The sequence below is a fragment of the Kitasatospora sp. NPDC089509 genome, from assembly GCF_044749365.1.
GTDB lineage: Bacteria > Actinomycetota > Actinomycetes > Streptomycetales > Streptomycetaceae > Kitasatospora.
This window is the reverse complement of sequence record NZ_JBIVHS010000015.1, coordinates 126,933-145,392: the sequence shown is the minus strand read 5'-3', so window position 1 is coordinate 145,392 and position 18,460 is coordinate 126,933. Positions and strand designations below refer to the sequence as shown.

At 73.4% G+C, this 18,460-nt stretch carries 19 protein-coding genes; 7 read left to right on the top strand and 12 right to left on the bottom strand.

Features of this window, described 5'->3' with window-relative positions; genetic code table 11:
• Positions 1 to 7 precede the first annotated feature (7 nt).
• On the bottom strand, positions 8 to 778 hold the full coding sequence (locus tag ACIP4P_RS28120) for a hypothetical protein (protein ID WP_400923070.1): 771 nt from the start codon (positions 776 to 778) through the stop codon (positions 8 to 10).
• 70 nt (positions 779 to 848) lie between these two features.
• Here ACIP4P_RS28120 and ACIP4P_RS28115 point away from each other — a divergent pair, with 70 nt between their 5' ends.
• A complete protein-coding gene (locus ACIP4P_RS28115; protein WP_400923068.1) occupies positions 849 to 1,745 on the top strand; it encodes a LysR family transcriptional regulator in 897 nt (298 codons plus the stop codon).
• Positions 1,746 to 1,805: 60 nt separating this feature from the next.
• Here the strand turns inward: ACIP4P_RS28115 and ACIP4P_RS28110 are convergent, their stop codons facing one another.
• Positions 1,806 to 2,684 (bottom strand): alpha/beta fold hydrolase, encoded by an 879-nt coding sequence (locus ACIP4P_RS28110; RefSeq protein WP_400923066.1) that lies wholly within the window; start codon positions 2,682 to 2,684, stop codon positions 1,806 to 1,808.
• Between the two features lie 173 nt (positions 2,685 to 2,857).
• Here ACIP4P_RS28110 and ACIP4P_RS28105 point away from each other — a divergent pair, with 173 nt between their 5' ends.
• Both ACIP4P_RS28105 and ACIP4P_RS28100 read left to right on the top strand, forming a co-directional pair.
• The gene (locus ACIP4P_RS28105; protein WP_400923064.1) at positions 2,858 to 3,910 is read left to right on the top strand and encodes a DUF5937 family protein; all 1,053 of its coding nucleotides are present in this window, start codon (positions 2,858 to 2,860) and stop codon (positions 3,908 to 3,910) included.
• A gap of 134 nt (positions 3,911 to 4,044) precedes the next feature.
• Positions 4,045 to 4,602, top strand: a complete 558-nt coding sequence (locus ACIP4P_RS28100) for a hypothetical protein (RefSeq protein ID WP_400923062.1) — start codon at positions 4,045 to 4,047, stop codon at positions 4,600 to 4,602.
• Positions 4,603 to 5,305: 703 nt separating this feature from the next.
• Here ACIP4P_RS28100 and ACIP4P_RS28095 read toward each other — a convergent pair.
• Together ACIP4P_RS28095 and ACIP4P_RS28090 are read right to left on the bottom strand one after the other, a co-directional pair.
• Positions 5,306 to 6,568: an alpha/beta hydrolase gene (locus ACIP4P_RS28095; RefSeq protein ID WP_400923060.1), complete on the bottom strand. Its 1,263-nt coding sequence runs from the start codon at positions 6,566 to 6,568 to the stop codon at positions 5,306 to 5,308.
• 128 nt (positions 6,569 to 6,696) lie between these two features.
• Entirely contained in the window at positions 6,697 to 7,428 is a 732-nt protein-coding gene (locus ACIP4P_RS28090; RefSeq protein WP_400923058.1) for a MarR family transcriptional regulator, read from the bottom strand.
• 281 nt (positions 7,429 to 7,709) lie between these two features.
• Between ACIP4P_RS28090 and ACIP4P_RS28085 the strand changes: the two genes are divergently transcribed.
• A complete protein-coding gene (locus ACIP4P_RS28085) occupies positions 7,710 to 8,951 on the top strand; it encodes a serine hydrolase domain-containing protein (protein WP_400923056.1) in 1,242 nt (413 codons plus the stop codon).
• Positions 8,952 to 8,958: 7 nt separating this feature from the next.
• Here ACIP4P_RS28085 and ACIP4P_RS28080 read toward each other — a convergent pair whose 3' ends face one another.
• Complete coding sequence (locus ACIP4P_RS28080) at positions 8,959 to 9,885, bottom strand: aminoglycoside phosphotransferase family protein (RefSeq protein ID WP_400923054.1); 927 nt, start codon at positions 9,883 to 9,885, stop codon at positions 8,959 to 8,961.
• Positions 9,886 to 9,932: 47 nt separating this feature from the next.
• The gene (locus ACIP4P_RS28075; protein WP_400923177.1) at positions 9,933 to 10,802 is read right to left on the bottom strand and encodes a helix-turn-helix domain-containing protein; all 870 of its coding nucleotides are present in this window, start codon (positions 10,800 to 10,802) and stop codon (positions 9,933 to 9,935) included.
• Between the two features lie 187 nt (positions 10,803 to 10,989).
• Between ACIP4P_RS28075 and ACIP4P_RS28070 the strand changes: the two genes are divergently transcribed.
• Positions 10,990 to 11,814 carry an SDR family oxidoreductase gene (locus ACIP4P_RS28070; RefSeq protein WP_400923052.1) on the top strand — a complete coding sequence of 275 codons (825 nt, stop codon included), beginning with the start codon at positions 10,990 to 10,992 and terminating at the stop codon, positions 11,812 to 11,814.
• A 68-nt stretch (positions 11,815 to 11,882) separates the two neighbouring features.
• Here the strand turns inward: ACIP4P_RS28070 and ACIP4P_RS28065 are convergent, their stop codons facing one another.
• Positions 11,883 to 12,527, bottom strand: coding sequence for a dihydrofolate reductase family protein (locus ACIP4P_RS28065; protein ID WP_400923050.1), 645 nt, complete (start codon positions 12,525 to 12,527; stop codon positions 11,883 to 11,885).
• A gap of 210 nt (positions 12,528 to 12,737) precedes the next feature.
• Between ACIP4P_RS28065 and ACIP4P_RS28060 the strand changes: the two genes are divergently transcribed.
• Entirely contained in the window at positions 12,738 to 13,106 is a 369-nt protein-coding gene (locus tag ACIP4P_RS28060) for a YciI family protein (RefSeq protein ID WP_400923048.1), read from the top strand.
• Entirely contained in the window at positions 13,103 to 14,359 is a 1,257-nt protein-coding gene (locus ACIP4P_RS28055) for an RNA polymerase sigma factor (protein ID WP_400923046.1), read from the top strand. Before ACIP4P_RS28060 ends, ACIP4P_RS28055 begins: the two co-directional genes overlap by 4 nt.
• 165 nt (positions 14,360 to 14,524) lie before the next feature.
• Here ACIP4P_RS28055 and cutA read toward each other — a convergent pair whose 3' ends face one another.
• Genes cutA through ACIP4P_RS28030 form a run of 5 tightly spaced genes read right to left on the bottom strand, consistent with a single transcriptional unit; the run spans position 14,525 to position 18,410 of the window.
• Positions 14,525 to 14,851, bottom strand: coding sequence for a divalent-cation tolerance protein CutA (cutA, locus tag ACIP4P_RS28050; protein WP_400923044.1), 327 nt, complete (start codon positions 14,849 to 14,851; stop codon positions 14,525 to 14,527).
• Between the two features lie 58 nt (positions 14,852 to 14,909).
• On the bottom strand, positions 14,910 to 16,106 hold the full coding sequence (locus tag ACIP4P_RS28045; protein ID WP_400923042.1) for a methyltransferase domain-containing protein: 1,197 nt from the start codon (positions 16,104 to 16,106) through the stop codon (positions 14,910 to 14,912).
• Positions 16,099 to 16,236 (bottom strand): hypothetical protein, encoded by a 138-nt coding sequence (locus ACIP4P_RS28040; RefSeq protein WP_400923040.1) that lies wholly within the window; start codon positions 16,234 to 16,236, stop codon positions 16,099 to 16,101. Before ACIP4P_RS28040 ends, ACIP4P_RS28045 begins: the two co-directional genes overlap by 8 nt.
• 36 nt (positions 16,237 to 16,272) lie before the next feature.
• Positions 16,273 to 16,950, bottom strand: a complete 678-nt coding sequence (locus tag ACIP4P_RS28035; protein ID WP_400923038.1) for a RibD family protein — start codon at positions 16,948 to 16,950, stop codon at positions 16,273 to 16,275.
• A gap of 44 nt (positions 16,951 to 16,994) precedes the next feature.
• Positions 16,995 to 18,410: a helix-turn-helix domain-containing protein gene (locus ACIP4P_RS28030; protein WP_400923036.1), complete on the bottom strand. Its 1,416-nt coding sequence runs from the start codon at positions 18,408 to 18,410 to the stop codon at positions 16,995 to 16,997.
• Positions 18,411 to 18,460: the final 50 nt, after the last annotated feature.

Genomic DNA, 18,460 nt, shown 5'->3' with positions numbered 1-18,460 from the left:
GTGCCGCTCAGGCGGGCGTCGGCTCGGCCTGGGCGGCCGCGGCCTGGGCGGTACGGGCGGCCTGGGTGGCCCGGGTGGCGTGGGCGACGGCGGCCGCGGCCAGGGCGCGGATCATCGGGTGGGCCCTGGTGCCGTCGCCGGACAGCTCGGGCTGGAACAGCGAGGCCAGGAAGAACGGGTGCCCCGGCAGCTCCAGGATCCGGACCTGGTCGGACTCGTCCGCGCCGCTGAAGCGCAGGCCGTGGGCGCGCAGCCGGTCCAGGTAGTCGGCGTTGAGGCCGTAGTTGCAGTGGTAGCGCTCCAGCGAGCGGGAGGTGCCGAGGGCGCGTTCGGCCAGGGTGTCCGGGGTGATCACGACGGCGCCCTCGTGGCCGACCAGGGAGCAGGCGAGCGGCACGATCACCTGCTGCTCGCGCTCCGGGTCCTGCTCGCCGTGGACGGTGTCGGCCAGGCCGCAGACGTCGCGGGCGAACTCCAGCACCGCGTGCTGGAACCCGGCGCAGGTGCCGAGGAAGGGGATGCGCTCCTCGCGGGCGGTCCGGATCGCGGCCAGGGCGCCCGCCTCGCTGCGGTACGGGCTGCCGGGCAGCAGCCAGACCGCGTCGAAGCCGTCGAGGGCGCCGGGCGCCTCGGCGTCCTCGGTGGGGATCCAGTAGGCGTCCAGCACCAGCTGGTCGCGCTCGGCGAGGGCGTCGAGCAGGCCGGGGATGCGGGCGTGCGAGCGGACGGCGGGGGAGCGGTCGCCGACCAGGGCGATCCGGGGGGTCAGGTAGGTCATGCGGCTATCCTGGCCCCGCACCCGAGATCAGCGCCAACGATGATTTCTTACGTCTCGATCAGATCGGTTGATGACCGCCGTGGATCCGCAGCAGCTGCGCACCTTCGTCACCGTCAGCCGGCTCGCCTCGTTCTCCGAGGCGGCCCGGGAACTCGGCTACACCCAGTCCGCGGTCTCCCAGCAGATCGCCGCCCTGGAGGCGGACCTCGGCACCGCCCTGCTGGTCCGCCGCCCGGTCGGCCCGACCGTCGCCGGGCGGCGGCTGCTGGAGCACGCCGCCCCGCTGCTGGTCCGGCTGGAGGCGGCGCGCGCCGACGTCGCGCGCCTGGCCGGTGCCCCAAGCGCCCGGCTGGTGCTCGGCGCCACCCCGCTGGCGGTCGGGGCGTCCCTGGGGCGCGCGCTCGGCGAGGTGCGCCGGGCGTACCCGCAGGTGGAACCGGTGGTCCGGGTGCTCGCCCAGGACGTGCTGCCCGCCCAGGTCGCCACCGGCGAGGTCGACCTCGCCCTGATCGACGGCCTGGCCGCGCCCAGCGACCCGCTGCCACTGCCCGAGGTCGGCCCGCTGGCCACCCTCGCGGTCGACGAGCAGCCGGTCGCGGTCGCCCTGCCGGTCGGGCACCCGCTGGCCGGCCGCCCCGGCCTCGCCCTCGCCGACCTGTCCGCCGCCCGCTGGCTGGACGCCCCCGACCTCACCCCCACCGCCGCCCGCCTGCGCGCCGCCACCGGCGCCGACGGCTTCCGGCCCGCCACCCGCTACCGGGGCACCGACCTGCACGGCCTGCTCGCCTTGGTCGCCACCGGCCACGGGCTCACCCTGCTGCCCGAACCGGTGGCGGTGGCGGCGACGGGCATCGCCCACGCGGCGATCGCCGCACCCCGGCTGGTGCACCGCACCGAGCTGGTGCACGGCAGCCTGCCGGAGGGGCCGGCGGCGCTGCTGGCGCGGCTGTTGGCGGAGGGGGCGTAGGGCGACGGGGACGGGGCTCAGAGCGACGGGGATGGGGACGGGGGCTCAGGGCGGGACCGGTCAGGGGGTGCGCCGGGCCGGCGGGGTCGCGGTCGAGGCGAGGAAGCCGGCGACCATGCCGCTCAGGGCCGCCGGGTCGTCCAGCCACGGGTAGTGGCCCGCGCCGGGCTGGACGGTGAGGATGACGTCCGGGAACAGGGCGGCCGCCGCGGTGGCCGAGGCGGCGGTGGGCCAGAGGTCGAGCTGGCCGGCCAGCAGGAGCACCGGGCAGGCGAGCGCGCCGAGTTGCCGGCGGAGGGCCTCGGTGTCCGGACTGTAACCCGCGTAGTAGTGCTCGCTGACCGGGAGGGAGCGCTGCGCCGGGTCGGCGGCGGCGTGGGCACGGGCGGCGTCGTCCCAGCGGCCGTACATCAGCGGCTCGAAGGCGAAGCGGTACCGCGCGGCCTCGGCGAAGCCGGTCGCGGACTGCATCCCCTCGTACGCCGCGACGGCCTCGGCGTACCAGGGTTCGGTGGCGCGGGCGGCGATCACCTTCCGGGCCCCGAGGTCGGAGGGCAGCCCGACGCCGGCGAAGGAGGGCGTGATCAGGGTCAGGCTGGTCAGGCGGTCGGGGTGGGCGGCGGCGTAGAGCATGGCCAGGCTGCCGCCGGCGGAGTGGCCGAGCAGGTCGATCCGGTCCAGGCCGAGGTGCTCGCGCAGCGCCTCGACGTCGGGGACCAGCCGGTCGACCCGGCAGCTGGTGAGGTCGGCGGGCAGGGCGGAGGCGCCGGTGCCCCGGGTGTCCGGGATGATCAGGGTGTGGTCGGCGCTCAGGCCGCCGAGGTCGCCGAGGTACTCGCCGGCGCGGCCGGGGCCGCCGGGCAGGCAGAGCAGGGCGGGGCCGCTGCCGAGGGTGCGGAAGGCCAGCTCAGTGCCGTCGTACGAGGTGAAGAACTCCATGGCGGACAGCTTGGGAGGCCGGGGCGCGGCCCGGCTATCGTTCAGCCACGGCTAAACGGTCGGGGCCCGGCGATCAGGGGCCCGGTGAGCAGGGGCCCGGTGGCCGGGGCGGTCAGGTCGGGGCGGAGTGGCCGGGAGCAGGGTGCTCCGGGCCGAGTGGTCGAGGGGGCGGCATGGCGGTGGCGATCCGGTTGTCGGCGGCGGAGGTGGCCCGGGTGCGGTTCGCCGTGTCACCGCTGTCCGAGACGGCGCTCGGGCTGCGGGCGGCGCTCGGGTTCGCCGCGCACGAGGTGCACCGGCCGTGGGTGCGCGGGGCCCGGGCGCTGCTCGCCGACGAGCCCGAACTCCCGCTGCTGCTGGCCCTGTTGAAGGGCTGCCTGCCCTCCTTCCTGTTCCCCGTGCCGGCCGTGCGGCTGCCCGCCTTCGAGGCCGAACTGGCCGGTCTGCGGGCCGCCGACCCGGCGTACGTGGAGGCCGAGTGCGCCGCCGCGCTGCGCGCCCGGGCCGGTGAACTACCGCCCGCGGCCGAACTGTTGGAGCGGATCGCCGACGCGATGGAGCGCTCCCACGCCGCGCTGACGGCCCCGCACTGGGCGCGGATGCGGGCCGTGCTGGAAGCGGACCTCGGCCGCCGGGCGGCGGCCCTGGTGGACGGCGGGGTGGAGGAGCTGTTCGCCCGGCTGCACGAGGACGTGGTCTGGCGGGAGGGCGAGGTGCTGGTGCACGGCCGCCGCCGCACCGGCGCGGTGCGCACGGTCGGGACGGGCGGGCACGGCCTGGTGCTGATGCCCTCCGTCTTCGGCCGGCCGGACGTGATCGTCGACTACGCCCCGAGTGCCGCCGCCTCGATCCGCTACCCGGCGGACGGGGTCTGGACGCTCTGGGGGCGGGCCGGGGCCGGGTCCCGCCCCCGGCCGTCCTCCGCCGGCCTGGCCGCCGTGCTGGGTCGTACCCGTGCCGAACTGCTCGTCGCGCTCGGCGAACCGCTCGGCACCCCCGAACTCGCCGCCCGGCTGGGCGTCACGCCCGGGGCCGTCTCCCAGCACCTCGGCGCGCTGCGCGGCGCGGGCCTGGTGACGACCCGTCGGACCGGCCGCAGTGCCCTGCACCTGCGGACCCGGGCGGGCGCGGTGCTCACCGGGGAGGCGGATCCGGGGGACCCCGGCGCCGGGGTGGGGGAGTGGGGCCCGGGGGTCGAGGCCGGGGGCCTGGCGCCGGGAGTGTGAAGGCGTTCCCGCGGATGTGGAAGCCCGGTCACCACGCGTTCACGTCCCGGGGCTGACGGCGGTCGCGCGGGCGGTGCTGTCATGGGCACAGTCGCCCGGCGGTCGGCCGGGCCGGTCCAGGGAGAGCGCCCACCATGATGCTCCGTCAGCGTCTCGCCGTCGTCGCCGCGGCGGCCGTCCTCGCCGCCGCCGGGCTCGCCACCGACACCGCGCAGGCTGCCGCCCCGGCCCACCACACGCCGGTCAAGACCGGTGCGGCGAGCGCCAGTTGTTCGCAGGCCTACCTGCCGCTGCCCGACCCGTCCTGCACCCCCGGCGCGTACAACCCGGCGGTCACCCAGGCCACCATCGGCCAGACCATCTGCGTCTCCGGCTGGACCGCCACCGTGCGCCCGCCGACCAGCTACACCAATGCGCTGAAGACCCAGCAGATCGCCCAGTACGGCTACGCGGACACCAACCCGGCGGACTACGAGGAGGACCACTTCGTCCCGCTGGAGCTCGGCGGCGCGCCGCGCGACCCGCACAACCTGTGGCCGGAGCCGCGCTACGGCAACGAGCCGGCGCAGAGCAAGGACTCGGTCGAGACCAGACTGAAGAACGCGGTGTGCGGCCACAAGGTGACCCTGGACGCCGCCCGCAGCGCGATCGCCGGCGACTGGACCACGGCGCTCAGCCGACTGGGGCTGTGAGCGGCTGACGGCGCGCCGCCCGGGCGGCGGGTGCCGTCCGGGAGGTGAGCGCCGCCCGGGAGGAATGCGCCGCCCGGTCCGTCCGGTCCCCTGTGCCGGACGGGCCGGGCGGCCGTCTGTGTGGGTGTTGCGGGGTGGTGAGGGGCGGGGGTGGTGCGGGCGCTGCCGCGGAGGCCTGCGAGGGTCCGCCGCCGCCCGGTCGACCCCTGGCTGCGGGCACTCGGCACGGCTGTCCCCTCCCCCGTCGGTCCCGCCGTCAGGCCCCCTGCCTCCGCGGCTCACCGTTGCTCCGAGGAACGGTCGGAGCGGGTGCCGCGGCGACGGCGGCACGAAACCTATGACACGGCGGCGCCGGGAGCAAAGCGGGTTTTCCGCCGGGGGCCGGGGGAGCGGTGCAGTTGCAGCGGGCTGGTGGTGAACCTGTGTGCGACCGCGGCGGAACCGATGGGCGGCGGGCGGGGGTCCGGGGGGTGTCGGGCGTGCGCCCGGTGCGGCGGAACTCCGTACCGGGCGCGCGGTTTCGGCGGTGGATCGTGCTCGTCCCGGACGGCGTCGACGAAGGCCGCGGCGGGGCCGAGGCCAAGTGTTTCCCCTGGTCGCGGGCGGCTGCGGGGCCGCCACGGTCCGTGTCCGGGCGGTCGGCGCAGGGTGTGCGGCGCGGGGTGTGCGCGCGGGGTGTACGGTGCGCGCGGCCGCCGCCGCGCTACGCGTGGGTGCCCGGGACGCCGAGTTGGGCGGCGAGCCAGGGCAGGGCCTGGGTGAAGGTGGCCGCGCCGGTCTGCCAGGAGTGCTTGCCGGAGCCGACCGCGTCGGTGGTGCGGATGCCGTCCTTCTTGGCGGCCGCCTCCAGGGCCTTGGCGGACTCGATCTGGCCGTGCTCCTCGTCGCCCTGGCCGAAGTAGCCGGAGACGCCCTGGTACTTGCCGTGGTGGGCGCCGAGCACCGTCAGCGGGTCGTGGGCGGCCCAGGCCGCCGCGTCGCCGCCGTACAGCTCCTGGATGGTGTGGTCCTTGTCGCCGATGTACGGGCCCTTGTCGCCGGAGAAGTCGCCGAAGTGGGTGAACCGGTTGGGGTGCTCGACGACCAGGTCGACGGCGCAGGTGCCGCCCATCGACCAGCCGGCCACGCCCCACTTGTGCGGATCGGTGGCCGCGTTGAAGGTCTTCTCGATGTACGGCGGGACGTCCTTGAGCAGGTGGCTCTCCGAGTTCCCGTGCGGGCCGTCCACGCACTCGGTGTCCACCCGGAAGCCGCCGGTGGCGTCCACGAAGACCAGGATCGGGGCGAAGCCGTTGTGCTGGGCCGCGAAGGCGTCCGCGGTCTTCGCCGCGTTGCCGGAGCGGATCCAGTTGTCGGGCGCCGCGAACTCGCCGCCGATCATCTCCAGCACCGGCAGCTTGGGCCGGGACTGGCTGCGGAACCAGGCGGGCGGCAGGTAGACCAGCTCCTGGCGGTGGGTGAAGCCGCTCGCGGTGTCCGGGATGTCGACCTGGACGATGCGCCCGGTCTTCGTCTTGCCGTGGATCTTGGCGAGGTCCGCCACGGTGATCTGGTCCGGCAGCGGCTGGCCGCTGAGCTCGCCGATCGCGTCGTCGACCGTCGGGTAGTAGCCGGTGGCCATGTTCACGCTGTTCGCGGCGCAGAACAGCGCCAGCAGCGCGGCCGGCAGCACCAGCACCCGCCGCCACCACCGGGCGCTGCGCCAGCCGAAGCCGAGCACCGCGAACGCCCCGATCGCCACCCCGCTCCACAGCCACACCCCGAACGGGATCGGATCGGTGATCCCGGACAGCGAGAGCACGGAGACGGCGACGACCGCGGTGACCGCCAGCGCGGTGCCGAGCGCGATCGGACCCCACTTGCGCTGCCAGGTCCGGTCCCGCCATCCCACCGCGGTCAGGAACAGGGCGAGGGCGGCGGCCTGGACCGTCCAGGGGAACCAGCCGTCGAGCAGGGAGACGTTCATGCGCGGAGGCTAGGCCTGGTGGATGAGAAGGGGCTGAGAGGCTGACCGTCGGCTGGGAGCGGGCTGACCGGCGGCTGGGAGCCGGTCGACGGCGACGGTCGGGCTGGTCCCGGGTCGTCGCCGGGCGGTCAGGACGGGACCGGGCCGCGCTCCTCGTACCACTGCCGGACGGAGCGCACGATGTCCTGGCCGATCCGCTCCAGCAGCGCCGACGCGTCGTCCATCCGGGTGCCGGCGGGGGTGGCGGGTCCGAGCAACTCGGCGCCGTGGCGGGTGATTCCGGCCAGCATCGCGTTGCGTTCGGCGCTGGCCAGCAGTGCGCGGTACCAGATGTCGCCGTCGATGACGTACCGCTCCCGGCGCTGCCGGTCGTCGCGCTCCCGGCGGACCAGCGCCTGCCCCTCCAGGTAGCCGATCGCCTTGGAGACGGCGGCCGGGCTGACCTGCAGCCGCCGCACCAGGTCGCCGGAGGTCAGGCTGCCCTCGTCGGTGACGTAGAGGCAGCCGAGCACCCGGGCCACCATCCGGGGCATGCCGACGTGCACCAGCAACTCGGCCAGCTGGCCGGCGAATTCGTCGACGGCGGCCGGGTCCCGGTCGACGGCGACGGTGACGGCGGCGGGGGCCCGGGTGGTCGGGCGCGGGGCGGGCGCGGTCCGGCTGCGGCGGGAGCGCTGGGCGGTCGCGCGCTGGGCGCGCTCGGCCTGGTAGCCGGACGGGCCGCCGTTGCGGGCGATCTCGCGGGTGACGGTCGAGGTCGGGCGGCCGAGGCCGCGGGCGATCTCGCCGTAGCCGAGCCCCTCGGCCAGGCCGGTGGCGATCCGCCGGCGGTCCTGCTGGGTCAGTCGGCCTCCGGGCATCCGGCCTCGTCCTCTCGTCCTCGCGGGCTCCGCGCGTGGGTTCCTCGCGTGGGTTCCTCGCAGGGGTTCCTCGTGATGGTCAGGAGAGTATCCGGCCGATGCCCGCATCGTTGCAATGGGAGCGTGGAGGTGTTGCGTTCACAAGCAGTCCCATTGCAAGGAAAAACGTCAACTGAGCTGCGATGATGTGGAAGTGGCCGGGGAGTTGACGTTGACGGTGTTGTGAATTCGCGGGAACGTTCTCTCCGTCAACGGGAAACACCGCCGAGGGGGAACACACCATGAGGACCACCACCCGCGCCGCCGTCACCGCCCTGCTCACCGGGGCCGTGCTCGCCGCCACCGTCACCACCGCCGCGCCGGTGTTCGCCGACCAGGTCGCCGGACAGGCTGCCGGCCAGGCGCAGGCCGGACGGACCGGGCAGGCCGGGGAGCGGGACCGTCACCCGGGCGTGCAAGCCGTGCTCGGCCAGGGCGTGACGACCGGTGGACTCCCCGGCGCCGTCGCCGAGGTGCGGGACGGGCGCCACCGCTGGTTCGGCCGGGCGGGCGTCGCCGACCTCACCACCGGGCGGCCCCGCCAGGAGCAGGACCGGTTCCGGATCGGCAGCACCACCAAGACCTTCGTCTCCACCGTCGTGCTCCAGCTCGCCGCCGAGGGCGAGCTGAACCTGGACGACAGCGTGGAGCACTGGCTGCCCGGAGTCCTCGACGCCCCCGGCTACCAGCCCGACAAGATCACCGTCCGACAGCTGCTCAACCACACCAGCGGGGTCCCCAACTTCGCCACGGACGAGGAGATCGGCAAGAAGTTCTGGCACGAGCCCTTCCTCCAGCACCGCTTCGACGACTTCACCCCCGAGCAGCTCGTCGGCATCGCCAGCGCCCACCAGCCCGACTTCGCCCCCGGCACCGGCTGGACGTACTCCGACACCAACTACGTCCTCGCCGGGATGATCGTCGAACGGGCCTCCGGCGGCACCCTGGCCCAGCAGATCCGGCAGCGCATCACCGCCCCGCTCGGCCTCACCAGCACTTACGAGCCCGCCTCCGACGACGTCACCATCCACGGGCCGCACGGGCGGGAGTACTCCCACCTCGGGTACACCGAGCCGACCACCCCGGACTACGACGTGACCGAGCTGAGCCCGTCCTGGGGCTGGGCGTCCGGAGACATGATCTCCACCACCCGCGACCTCAACACCTTCTTCGCCGCCCTGCTGGGCGGACGGCTGCTGCCGCCCGCCCAGCAGCAGGAGATGTTCACGATGGTCCAGACGCCGAAGGACGCGTGGATCAAGGACACCACCTACGGGCTGGGCGTCAGCTCCGTCAAGCTGAACTGCACCACCGTCTGGGGCATGGGCGGCGCCATCAACGGCTCGTGGACCTACACCTACGGCAGCCGGGACGGCCGCCACCTGCTCTCCACCAACGTCAACGGGGACTGGCTGAACGGCGGCAGCGGGCCGATCGACCTGTTCACCGCCGAGCTGAACGCGGAGTTCTGCCCTAACTCCTGACGTGGCGTCAGATCGTGGTGGTGGCAGTGTCAGTGGCAGTGGCGATGAGGCGGCGCAGGGCGGCGTGGCCGGGCGGGCCCCAGGAGGGCTTGCCGCCGGGGCGGCCGCGCAGGCCCGCCTCGCCGATGTGGATGCCGCCGAGGGCGCGGAACAGGGCCCAGCCGCGGGCGCGGCGCAGGGTCGCCGGGTCCGCGGTGGGCCGGTAGGCGCGGTGGAAGCGGTCGGCGACGCCGTCCGGGAGCAGGTTCCAGGGGGCGGCGAGGTCGCAGGCCGGGTCACCCGCGCACAGGTCGCCGAAGTCGATAACGCCGCAGAGCATGCCGTCCTCGGTGAGGACGTTGGCCGGGTGGAGGTCGCCGTGGATCCACAGCGCCGGGCCCGTCCAGGCGGGAGCGGTGACGGCGTCCTCCCAGACCGCGAGGGCGGCGTCCGGATCGGGGATCAGCCCCAGGTCGGCGGCCTCGGCGATCCCCCGGACGACCCCGTCGGCGACCCCCGCCAGCGGCCCGCCCCGTTCCCCGGTGGGTGCGGCGGCGGGAGCGGGGCGGTGCAGGGCGCTCAGGAAGGCGGCGAGTGCGTCGGCGGCCGCCTCGGCCCGGGTGATCGGCGCGCGGTCGGCGGGCGCGCCCGGGAGCCAGGTGGTGACCAGCCACGGGTGGGGGAAGCGCCCGGAGGGCTCGCCCAGCCGCTGGGGCGCCGGGACCGGCAGCGGGAGCGGCGCCGGGAGGGCGGGCAGCCAGGCGTGCTCCTTGCGCAGCCGGTCACCCGCGGTCTCCGTCGCCCAGGGCAGCCGGACGGCGAGGTCGTCGCCGAGCCGCCAGATCTGGTTGTCCCAGCCGCGGGCGCCGAGGCGCAGCGGGAGGTCGGCCAGGTCGGGGTGCTGGTCGCGCAGCAGCTGGCGGACGAGGTCGGCGGTGAGCTCGTTGTGGGGCATGGGGGGAAGGGTAGTTGGGGGAGCGGCCGGGCAGGTTCAGGTGGCGGTCAGTTGGCGGGCGTGGCCTCGGGCGCGGCCTCGGGCGCGGTCCAGCTGGCCAGGACCCGGAGGGACTGGGCGGTCTCCGATCCCGGTTCGACGTTGTAGACGCACAGGGTCTGCTCGTCGTCACCGGGGACCTGGAAGGACTCGTACGAGAAGTGCAGCTCCCCGACCAGCGGGTGGTGGTAGTGCTTGGCGCCGTGGGTGCGGCGCAGCACCCGGTGGTCGTTCCACCAGCCGGTGAACTCGGGGCACTGGAGGGTGAGTTCGCCGACCAGGTCGGCCAGTTGCCGGTCGTGGGGGTAGCGGCCCGCTTCGAGTCGCAGGATGGCCACCGTCTCGGAGGCGAGCCGCGGCCAATCGCCCACGGTGTCCCGGGCCTTGGGGTCCAGGAGGTAGTGGCGGGCCACGTTGCGGCGGTTGGCGGGCAGGGCGTCGAAGTCGGTGAGGATCTCCCGGGCCAGCCGGTTGGAGGCCAGGACGTCGGTGCGGCGGCCCATCACCAGGGCCGGCACATGGGTGAGCGTCTCCAGCATCAAGTGCAGCCCGGGGCGCACCCGTTGGGCCCGGGCCGGGGCGCGGCGGGCGGGCTGGGCGCCGCCGTGCAGCAGGTCGTCGAGGTGCTCGCGCTCGGTGGCGTCCAGGCAGAGGGCGCGGGCGATCGCCTCCAGCACCTCGGAGGAGGGGTTGAGGGCCCGTCCCTGCTCCAGCCGGGTGTAGTACTCGGAGCTGACGCCCGCGAGTCGGGCCACCTCGTCCCGGCGCAGGCCGGGGACGCGGCGCACCCGGCCGTCGGAGGGCAGTCCGGCGTCCTCGGGGGTGATGCGGGCGCGGCGGGAGCGGAGGAAGCCGGCTATTTCCTTGGTGCGGTCCATGGGTGCCATGGGTCCATTGTCGGGGTGGTGGTGCCGGTGCGGGTGGGGCCCGGGTGGTCCTGGCAGTACCAGTCGGGGCAGGGCCAGTTATGGCGTCCCGAGGGGCTGTCGCGGGGCGTCTACTGGATCTGCGGCCGACGGAGAGCGGCCGCGGAATCCCGGACAACTCCCCTGGAGGGAACGCATCATGTCTGTCAACACCACGTCCGACACCACGTCCAACAACACGTTCGGCACCACGTCCAACGCCACGTTCCGGCCGCTCGCCGGTCGCGTTGCCGTCGTCACCGGTGCGTCGAGCGGAATCGGCGAGGCCTCGGCGGAGAAGCTGGCCGAACTCGGCGCCCAGGTCGTCGTCCTGGCCCGGCGGGCGGACCGACTGGCGGAGCTGGTCGAGCGGATCGAGAAGAACGGCGGCCGGGTGGTGGCGATCGCCGCCGACGTGACCGACGCCGAGGCGCTGAAGGCCGCCGCCGAGCGGGTGGACACCGAATTCGGCGGAGCTGACCTGCTGTTGAACAACGCCGGGGTGATGCTGCCCGCGCCGATCGAGGAGCTGGCGACGGACCAGTGGAAGCAGCAGATCGACCTCAACATCACCGGGCTGATGAACGCGATCGGCGCCTTCACCCCCCAACTGGTGAAGGCCGGAGCGGAGAAGGGCGTGGCCGACCTGATCAACACCTCGTCGATCGCGGCGCAGAACCTCTTCCCCACCTTCGCGGTCTACGCCGGCACCAAGGCCTACGTCAGCCACCTCTCCCGGACCCTGCGGACGGAGCTCGGCCCGAAGAAGGTCCGGGTCTCCGCCCTGGAGCCCGGCATCGTCGGCACCGAACTGCAGAGCCACGTCACCGACCAGGGCGCCCGGGAGTGGCTGGAGGGCTCCAGGGACACCATGGAGTGGCTCACCCCGGCGGACGTCGCCGAGGCGGTCGGCTTCATCGCCACCCTGCCGCCCCGGGTCAACCTCCAGCAGGTCACCATCATGCCGACCGGCCAGGCCAGTTGAGCGGTGCACGGTAGCCACGACGGGCGGCCCCACGCGATGCGCGGGGCCGCCCGTGGCTCTCCACGACCTCACTTCCGCCAGAACAGGTGGTGCGTCACCCCGCTCGGGCTGGGCACGACGTCCCGGTGGAACCGGTCGAGCAGCTCGTCGGAGGACTCCCAGAGCCGTAGTCCGGATCCGAGCTCCACCGGCGAGACCGCCACGTGCAGGGTGTCGACGAGGTCGGCGTCGAGGAACTCCCGGATGGTGGTGACCCCGCCGCCGAGCCGGACGTCCTTGCCCCCGGCCGCCTCCCGGGCCCGTTCGAGGACCGTGGCCGGATCGCCGGCGACGAAGTGGAACGTGGTGTCGGAGAGCGTGAACGAAGGACGCTCGTGGTGGGTCATCACGAACACCGGGGTGCGGAACGGGGGCTCGTCACCCCACCAGCCGCACCACTCATGGTCCTCCCAGGGCCCGCGCTGGGGCCCGAACTTGTTGCGGCCCATGATTTCGGCGCCGATGTTGCGGGCGTAGTCCCGGGTGAGGTAGTCGTCGAGCCCCCGGCTGCCCCCGGGCTCGGTGCGCATGGGCCAACTCGCCGTGGCGCCGGCCCAGGCGAACAGCCGCTCGGGCTCGACATGACCGAACGGCCTCGCGAGGGTCTGGTCCTCACCGGCACCGATTCCGTCACTTGAGACGTTGAAGTTCTGGACTCTCAGCAGCTGAGCCATGTGTTCCTCCTGTGATGGCGACAACGGGCGACAACGGTGGTGCGACGTGGATCGTCACCAGGAGGTCGGAGCCGGTCGACGGATCTTGACCCGTACCGGCAGAATCATCCGATCTGCTGAACCCGCCGCCGGCACGTCAAGAGCGGTCGGCCCGCGACGACCACCCGATGACGGGGCCCGACCGGGCGCCGCGACGGTGAGGAGTTGGACATGAAGTTCCTGCTGATCATGCACATCGACCCGGCCATCATGGCGGAACTGACCGAGGCCGAGCGCCAGGAGATCATGGCAGGCCACGGCGAGTTCATGAAGACGCTCCGCGAGTCCGGCGAGCTGATCAGCACCGAGGCGCTGGCCGACCCGTCCCGGAGCTCGGTGGTCCGCGTCCGCGACGGCGTGCCGGTCGTCACCGATGGTCCCTACCTGGAGGCCAAGGAGTTCCTGGGCGGCTACTACCTGGTCGACGTCGAGAGCAGGGACCGCGCGCTGGAGCTGGCCGCGATGATTCCGGACGCCCGGTTCAACGGCCTGGGCATCGAGGTCCGCCAGGTGATCTTCTCCGGAGGCCCGACGGAGTGAGCGCCGACCGCGCCACCGTCGAGGGCCTGCTGCGCGCGCTCGCGCCGCAGGTCCTCGGCGCGCTGGTACGCCGGTACGGGCAGTTCGAGCCGAGCGAGGACGCCGTGCAGGAGGCGCTGCTCGCCGCGGCGACGCAGTGGCCGGCCGAGGGCGTCCCGGACAACCCGCGCGGCTGGCTGACCACGGTCGCCGGCCGCCGCCTGGTCGACCGGATCCGCAGCGAACAGGCCCGGCGCCGACGCGAGGACGAGGCGGCCGCCCGGGAACCGGAACCGACGTCGCCCGGCCCCGGCGAGTCCACCCCGGCCGACCGCGACGACACCCTCACCCTGCTGTTCCTGTGCTGCCACCCGGCGCTGAGCCCGGCCTCGCAGATCGCGCTGACGCTCCGCGCCGTCGGCGGGCTGACCACCGCGGAGATCGCCCGCGCCTACTTCGTGCCGGAACCGACCATGGCGGCCCGGATCAGCCGGGCCAAGGCGCGGATCAAGGCCGGCGGCAGCGAGTTCACCCTGCCGATCGGGCACGACCGGGCAGAGCGACTGCGGGCCGTGCTGCACGTGTTGTACGTGATCTTCAACGAGGGCTACACCGCCGGCCCCGGAGACCAGCGGCGGCGCGACGACCTCGCCGCCGAGGCGATCCGGCTGACCCGCCTGCTGCACCGGCTGCTGCCGGACGACGGCGCGGTGGCCGGCCTGCTGGCCCTGATGCTGCTCACCGACGCCCGCCGGGCCGCCCGCACCGGCCCGCACGGCGAACTGATCCCGCTCGACGAGCAGGACCGCTCGCGCTGGGACCGCGACTGCATCGCCGAGGGCGTCGCACTGGTCACCGACGCGATGACCCGCTCCACACTCGGCCCCTACCAGCTGCAGGCCGCCATCGCCGCGCTGCACGACGAGGCGCCCAGCACCGGCGAGACCGACTGGCGTCAGATCAACACGCTGTACAAGATCCTGGAACGGCTCGCGCCCAACCCGATGGCCAGCCTGAACCGGGCGGTGGCCGTCGCCATGATCGACGGACCGCGAGCCGGCCTGGCCCTGCTGGACGAGCTCGCCGCGGACGACCGGATCACCGACCACCACCGGCTGCACGCCGTCCGCGCACACCTGTTGGAGCGGGCCGGCGACCACTCGGCGGCCCGCGAGACCTACTACCGCGCCGCCCGCGGCACCACCAGCCTGACCGAGCGCCACTACCTGGAAACCCGCGCCGCCCGCCTGACGCCCCGCCCCGCCACCGACTGACTTCACCGTGCCGCGCCGCCGCCCCGGGTCAACCTCCAGCAGGCTCGCACAGGAAGTCGGCGGGTCCGACTTCCGGTGCGCTTGTCCACTCCCGCGGACCAACTCCCAGGAACGGCAGCGGCCCGCGAACTCCGAGAGGAGATCCGGACCGCTTCACGCAGCTGCTCAGCCGGTGCGGGTCTCCGCACCCACCCACTCCAGGTAGGCCGCGGAGCCCGTGACCACCGGTACGCCGATGATCTCCGGGGTGTCGTAGCTGTGCTGCTCACCGATGAAATCGGCGAGCCGGCCGGCGAGGTCCGCGCGAGTCTTGAGGTCGATCCTCCACTCCGCGGCGTCCTGCACCTCACCCTCCCACCAGTACACCGACCGCACGGGATACACCTGCGCACAGGCCGCCAACCGCTCCCGCACCACCGCGGCGGCCAACTCCCGGGCCTTCGCCTCGCTCTCGTGGGTGGTGGTCACCACGATGCAGTCACGGTTCGTCATGCCGCAAACCTACCGAGCATCAGCCGCGGGCCGCCCCGCCCGTGGCCCTTCAGCCGTCTCAGTCGTCGAGAACGCCGACGGGGTTGCCGGGGTCGTCCAGCCAGACCGTGTTCGTCTCCGTGGTCACCGTCAGCCCGTAACGGTCCAGCCCGGGGCGTCCCTCGGACAGCCAGGCCGTGGCGGTGGCCTCCAACCGGGCCCAGAGGCTGCGCGGGCCGCCCTGGTAGGCGCGGATAGCGCCGTCGTTCCCGCTCTCCAGTGCCGCCCACGAGCCGTCGGGGTGGAGGAACCACCGGCCTTCGGCCCGGTCCGTGGCCAGGCGCAGCCGGGTCGTGCCGGGCATGGCGAGTTGGGCGCGCCACAGGAAGGCGGGGTCGTCCAGGAGGTCGGGGTGGAGGGTCGTGTCGAGGCCGCCGGAGTCGTCGCGGGCCCGGACGGCGGCGCGCATGAGGGGCCCGATCTCGGGCCGCCGGGTCTCCCGGGAGAGCATGAACGAGACCTCGGAGTCGATGAACCAGCCTCGGGCCTCGCCGTCGTGGACGTGCAGCTTCACGTAGCCGTAGGCGTCGAGGCCGCCGACCAGTGACACCAGGATGACCGCACCGGGGCGGGCCTGGGCCAGCCAGGCGCCCGGGACACGGCCGGGCGAGTACGTCGCGATGATCCGGTCGTACGGGCCGCCGTCGGGGCTGCCCTCGGCGCCGTCGCCGACGATCAGGCGGGGGCGGTGGCCGAGGGCGGCGAGCCGCTCGCCGGCGGCGGAGGAGAGGTCGGCGTCGTGCTCGACGCTGGTGACGTACCGGGCGCCGAGGCGGGCACACAGCAGGGCCGTGGAGTAGCCGGTACCGGTGCCGACTTCGAGCACGTCCGCGCGGTCCGGGACGTCGAGGTCTTCGAGCATCCGCACCACGACGCCGGGCAGCGTCGAGGAACTGGTGGGCGTCCCGGCGCGGGGTTCGCCGTTCGACGCGGAGCTGGCGCCGTGGTCGAGCTGGGTGACCCAGGTGGTGTTCTCGTAGGCGAGGCGGAGCCATGTGTGCGGGTCGACGTCCCGGCTGACCGGGGTGTACCGGGTGATGCCGTCCGGGGCGTCCACGGTGGTGTAGAAGGCGGGCAGGAAGACGTGACGGGGCACGGCCGAGACGGCGTCCCGCCACGGCGGGGTGCGCAACGACCCGTCACGTTCGAGGGCCGTCACGAGTACGGCGCGCAGGTCGCGTGCCGCTTCCTCGGCGTCGGTCGGGGTGTCATTCATCCGTGCTGCCCTTCTCCAGAAGATCCGCGAGGGCGCCTGAGATCGGCACGCCGGTCCTGTGCTCGATCCACGACCACTGGCCGTTGGGGTTCATTTCGAGGAAACGCCAGTCCCCGAAGAGGTGGGCCATAGCAGCTCATCGATGCTTGGAACGCTCTGCGAGACCTCACGCCTCCTTCGGCGCATAGCGCAGCAGCACCACGTCGCCCACCGTTTCAGCGCCCAGCAGCTTCATCCGGCGGGTGCTGCCACCGGGGAACTCGGCCGGGTGGACGAAGCGCGGTGCACCGGCCTCGCCGACCAGCAGCGGCGCCATGGCCAGGTGGATCTCGTCGGCCAGGCCCTGGGAGAGGAACTGGGTGTGAATCTGCCCGCCGCCTTCGACCATCAGCCGACCCACACCCCGGGCCGCCAGATCTTCGAGCATGGCGCCGAAGTCGACCGTGTCCCCGGTGCTGACGATGTCGGCCAGGTCGTCCAGGCGGTCGCGCAGCTTCAGGGCACCGGCGTCGGTCGTGTAGACGACCTTCTTGTCACCGAAGTGCCAGAACTTGAGGTCGCGGTCCAGGTCGCCACTGGCCGTGACGGTGACCTTCAACGGGTACTCCGGCTTGCCGGCGGCCACCCGGTCAGCCCGGCGCTTGTCGTTGTTGACCAGCAGGCGCGGGTTGTCACTGCGCAGGGTGTTGCCGCCGATGAGGATGGCGTCCGACTCGGCCCGCACCTGGTCCACCCGGTCGAAGTCGGCCGCGTTCGACAGCAGCAGCCGCTGAGGCGAGGCGTCGTCGATGTAGCCGTCGATCGAGCTGGCAACGCTCAGCAGGACGAAGGGGCGCTCGGCCATCGTGGTTCCGTTCTTCGCGGGTGCGGTTCATGGTTCTGGGGAGATCACACTTCATGGAGCATGACGCTGTCGAGAGCCCGGCGGAACTGCGCAACTTCGGGCACCGTCCCCCAGCATTGCAACTTACTGTCGAGAGAGGAAAGTTCACCAAAGATCCGACCCGAGCCGGTCCCCACTCCCACTGACAGGGCTTCAGTTGCCGTGATCGCGGCCTGCTCCGGTCCGACGACACGCAGCTGAGCTGAGGCCGACCGGGCCAGGTACACTCCACGGTCGCGCCGGAACGTGGCAGGCAAGGCCCGGATGGCCTGGTCGAACCCGCGCACCGCCGCCTCATACTGGCCCAGGACGGCCAGTGAGCGCGCTCGCTGCGCTTCGACGTAGGTGGCTTCCAGCCATCGGCCGCGGCTGACCGGCACGTCCCTTGGGCCGGCCACCAGCCCCAGCGCCTCGTCGTACGCTCGCTGGCAGGCCAGCTCGTCGCCGGCCAGTGCGTGGCCGTGAGCCGCGTAGACCCTCGCCATGGCAACCAGCCGACTGCTCTGTGGGGAGATCCGCTGGGCCGACTCGGCCAGATCGATGGCGTCGAGCGGTTCCTTCATGTCGCCGGCCAGCTGCGCTTTGCGGGCGGTGATGTAGGCGGTCAGGTGGTGGTCGCCGGCAGAGTTGGACCAATCGAGCGCCCGGTCCGCCCAGTACTGCGCCGCCCGGTGGTCTCCGCTGTCCTGGTACAGCCAGCTGCAGAACTCGGCGTACTCGGCCTGGACCTGCATGAGGTCGAGTCGGTCGCGGCCGGCGGCCTCGCGGCGCAGCTGTTGGATCAGGCGCAGATGGTCCTGGGCGCTGGCGACGATGTCACGCGGACCCAGCACGTTGTCGCACTCGACCAGAGATCTGCGCAGCTGGCGCAGGTTCTCGACCGGGTGCAGGTCGGGCGACAGCAACGGCTTTGCCGCAGGCGCACCAGGTACTCCCGTGGTCAGAGCTGCGCCAGCGGCCGCAGTGGCTGAGCGCAGTAGGGCGCGGCGCGGCATGGTCACGAAGGTGATCCTCCCGTCGGACGCGCGGCAGCAAACTCTGACCTCGTTGCCCATCAGGGCCATGGACGCGCCGAGAGTGGCGGCTTTGTGCTCCAGTTCACCCGGGCCGGGCTGCCCGGTGTCAGCACCCCTGAGGTCAGGTAGTGGTGCCGGGAGATGGGGGCTTTCGGCTCGCGGAGCCGGCACCCACTCGATGACAGCTGCTGGCTGATCCGGCACCGCAAAGAGCGACCCCAACTCGATGGTGCTGATCTTCAGCAGCCGAGCCAGCTTTACCCGCATCCACGGTTGCGGCTCGCCCTGGCCGCGCTCCCACCGCACCACCGTTGAACGATGGACTCCCAACACGTCGGCCAGGGTCTCCTGGGTATGGCCGGCATCCTTGCGCCGCTGAGCAAGCCGTTCCCGCTTGACCGCCATCGGCCCCGCCCTCTGCTACGCCAGAATCGTCTGTCCTGATAACGCGCCAT

What these genes read in the sequence shown, in the direction of transcription:
- ACIP4P_RS28080 (WP_400923054.1), bottom strand. Translation starts at nt 9,885, where the DNA reads ATGCCCCACAACGAGCTCACCGCCGACCTCGTCCGCCAGCTGCTGCGC.
- ACIP4P_RS28045 (WP_400923042.1), bottom strand. Translation starts at nt 16,106, where the DNA reads ATGAATGACACCCCGACCGACGCCGAGGAAGCGGCACGCGACCTGCGC.
- ACIP4P_RS28070 (WP_400923052.1), top strand. Translation starts at nt 10,990, where the DNA reads ATGTCTGTCAACACCACGTCCGACACCACGTCCAACAACACGTTCGGC.
- ACIP4P_RS28105 (WP_400923064.1), top strand. Translation starts at nt 2,858, where the DNA reads ATGGCGGTGGCGATCCGGTTGTCGGCGGCGGAGGTGGCCCGGGTGCGG.
- ACIP4P_RS28115 (WP_400923068.1), top strand. Translation starts at nt 849, where the DNA reads ATGACCGCCGTGGATCCGCAGCAGCTGCGCACCTTCGTCACCGTCAGC.
- ACIP4P_RS28100 (WP_400923062.1), top strand. Translation starts at nt 4,045, where the DNA reads ATGATGCTCCGTCAGCGTCTCGCCGTCGTCGCCGCGGCGGCCGTCCTC.
- ACIP4P_RS28090 (WP_400923058.1), bottom strand. Translation starts at nt 7,428, where the DNA reads ATGCCCGGAGGCCGACTGACCCAGCAGGACCGCCGGCGGATCGCCACC.
- cutA (WP_400923044.1), bottom strand. Translation starts at nt 14,851, where the DNA reads ATGACGAACCGTGACTGCATCGTGGTGACCACCACCCACGAGAGCGAG.
- ACIP4P_RS28035 (WP_400923038.1), bottom strand. Translation starts at nt 16,950, where the DNA reads ATGGCCGAGCGCCCCTTCGTCCTGCTGAGCGTTGCCAGCTCGATCGAC.
- ACIP4P_RS28085 (WP_400923056.1), top strand. Translation starts at nt 7,710, where the DNA reads ATGAGGACCACCACCCGCGCCGCCGTCACCGCCCTGCTCACCGGGGCC.
- ACIP4P_RS28095 (WP_400923060.1), bottom strand. Translation starts at nt 6,568, where the DNA reads ATGAACGTCTCCCTGCTCGACGGCTGGTTCCCCTGGACGGTCCAGGCC.
- ACIP4P_RS28110 (WP_400923066.1), bottom strand. Translation starts at nt 2,684, where the DNA reads ATGGAGTTCTTCACCTCGTACGACGGCACTGAGCTGGCCTTCCGCACC.
- ACIP4P_RS28030 (WP_400923036.1), bottom strand. Translation starts at nt 18,410, where the DNA reads ATGGCGGTCAAGCGGGAACGGCTTGCTCAGCGGCGCAAGGATGCCGGC.
- ACIP4P_RS28040 (WP_400923040.1), bottom strand. Translation starts at nt 16,236, where the DNA reads ATGGCCCACCTCTTCGGGGACTGGCGTTTCCTCGAAATGAACCCCAAC.
- ACIP4P_RS28060 (WP_400923048.1), top strand. Translation starts at nt 12,738, where the DNA reads ATGAAGTTCCTGCTGATCATGCACATCGACCCGGCCATCATGGCGGAA.
- ACIP4P_RS28120 (WP_400923070.1), bottom strand. Translation starts at nt 778, where the DNA reads ATGACCTACCTGACCCCCCGGATCGCCCTGGTCGGCGACCGCTCCCCC.
- ACIP4P_RS28075 (WP_400923177.1), bottom strand. Translation starts at nt 10,802, where the DNA reads ATGGACCGCACCAAGGAAATAGCCGGCTTCCTCCGCTCCCGCCGCGCC.
- ACIP4P_RS28065 (WP_400923050.1), bottom strand. Translation starts at nt 12,527, where the DNA reads ATGGCTCAGCTGCTGAGAGTCCAGAACTTCAACGTCTCAAGTGACGGA.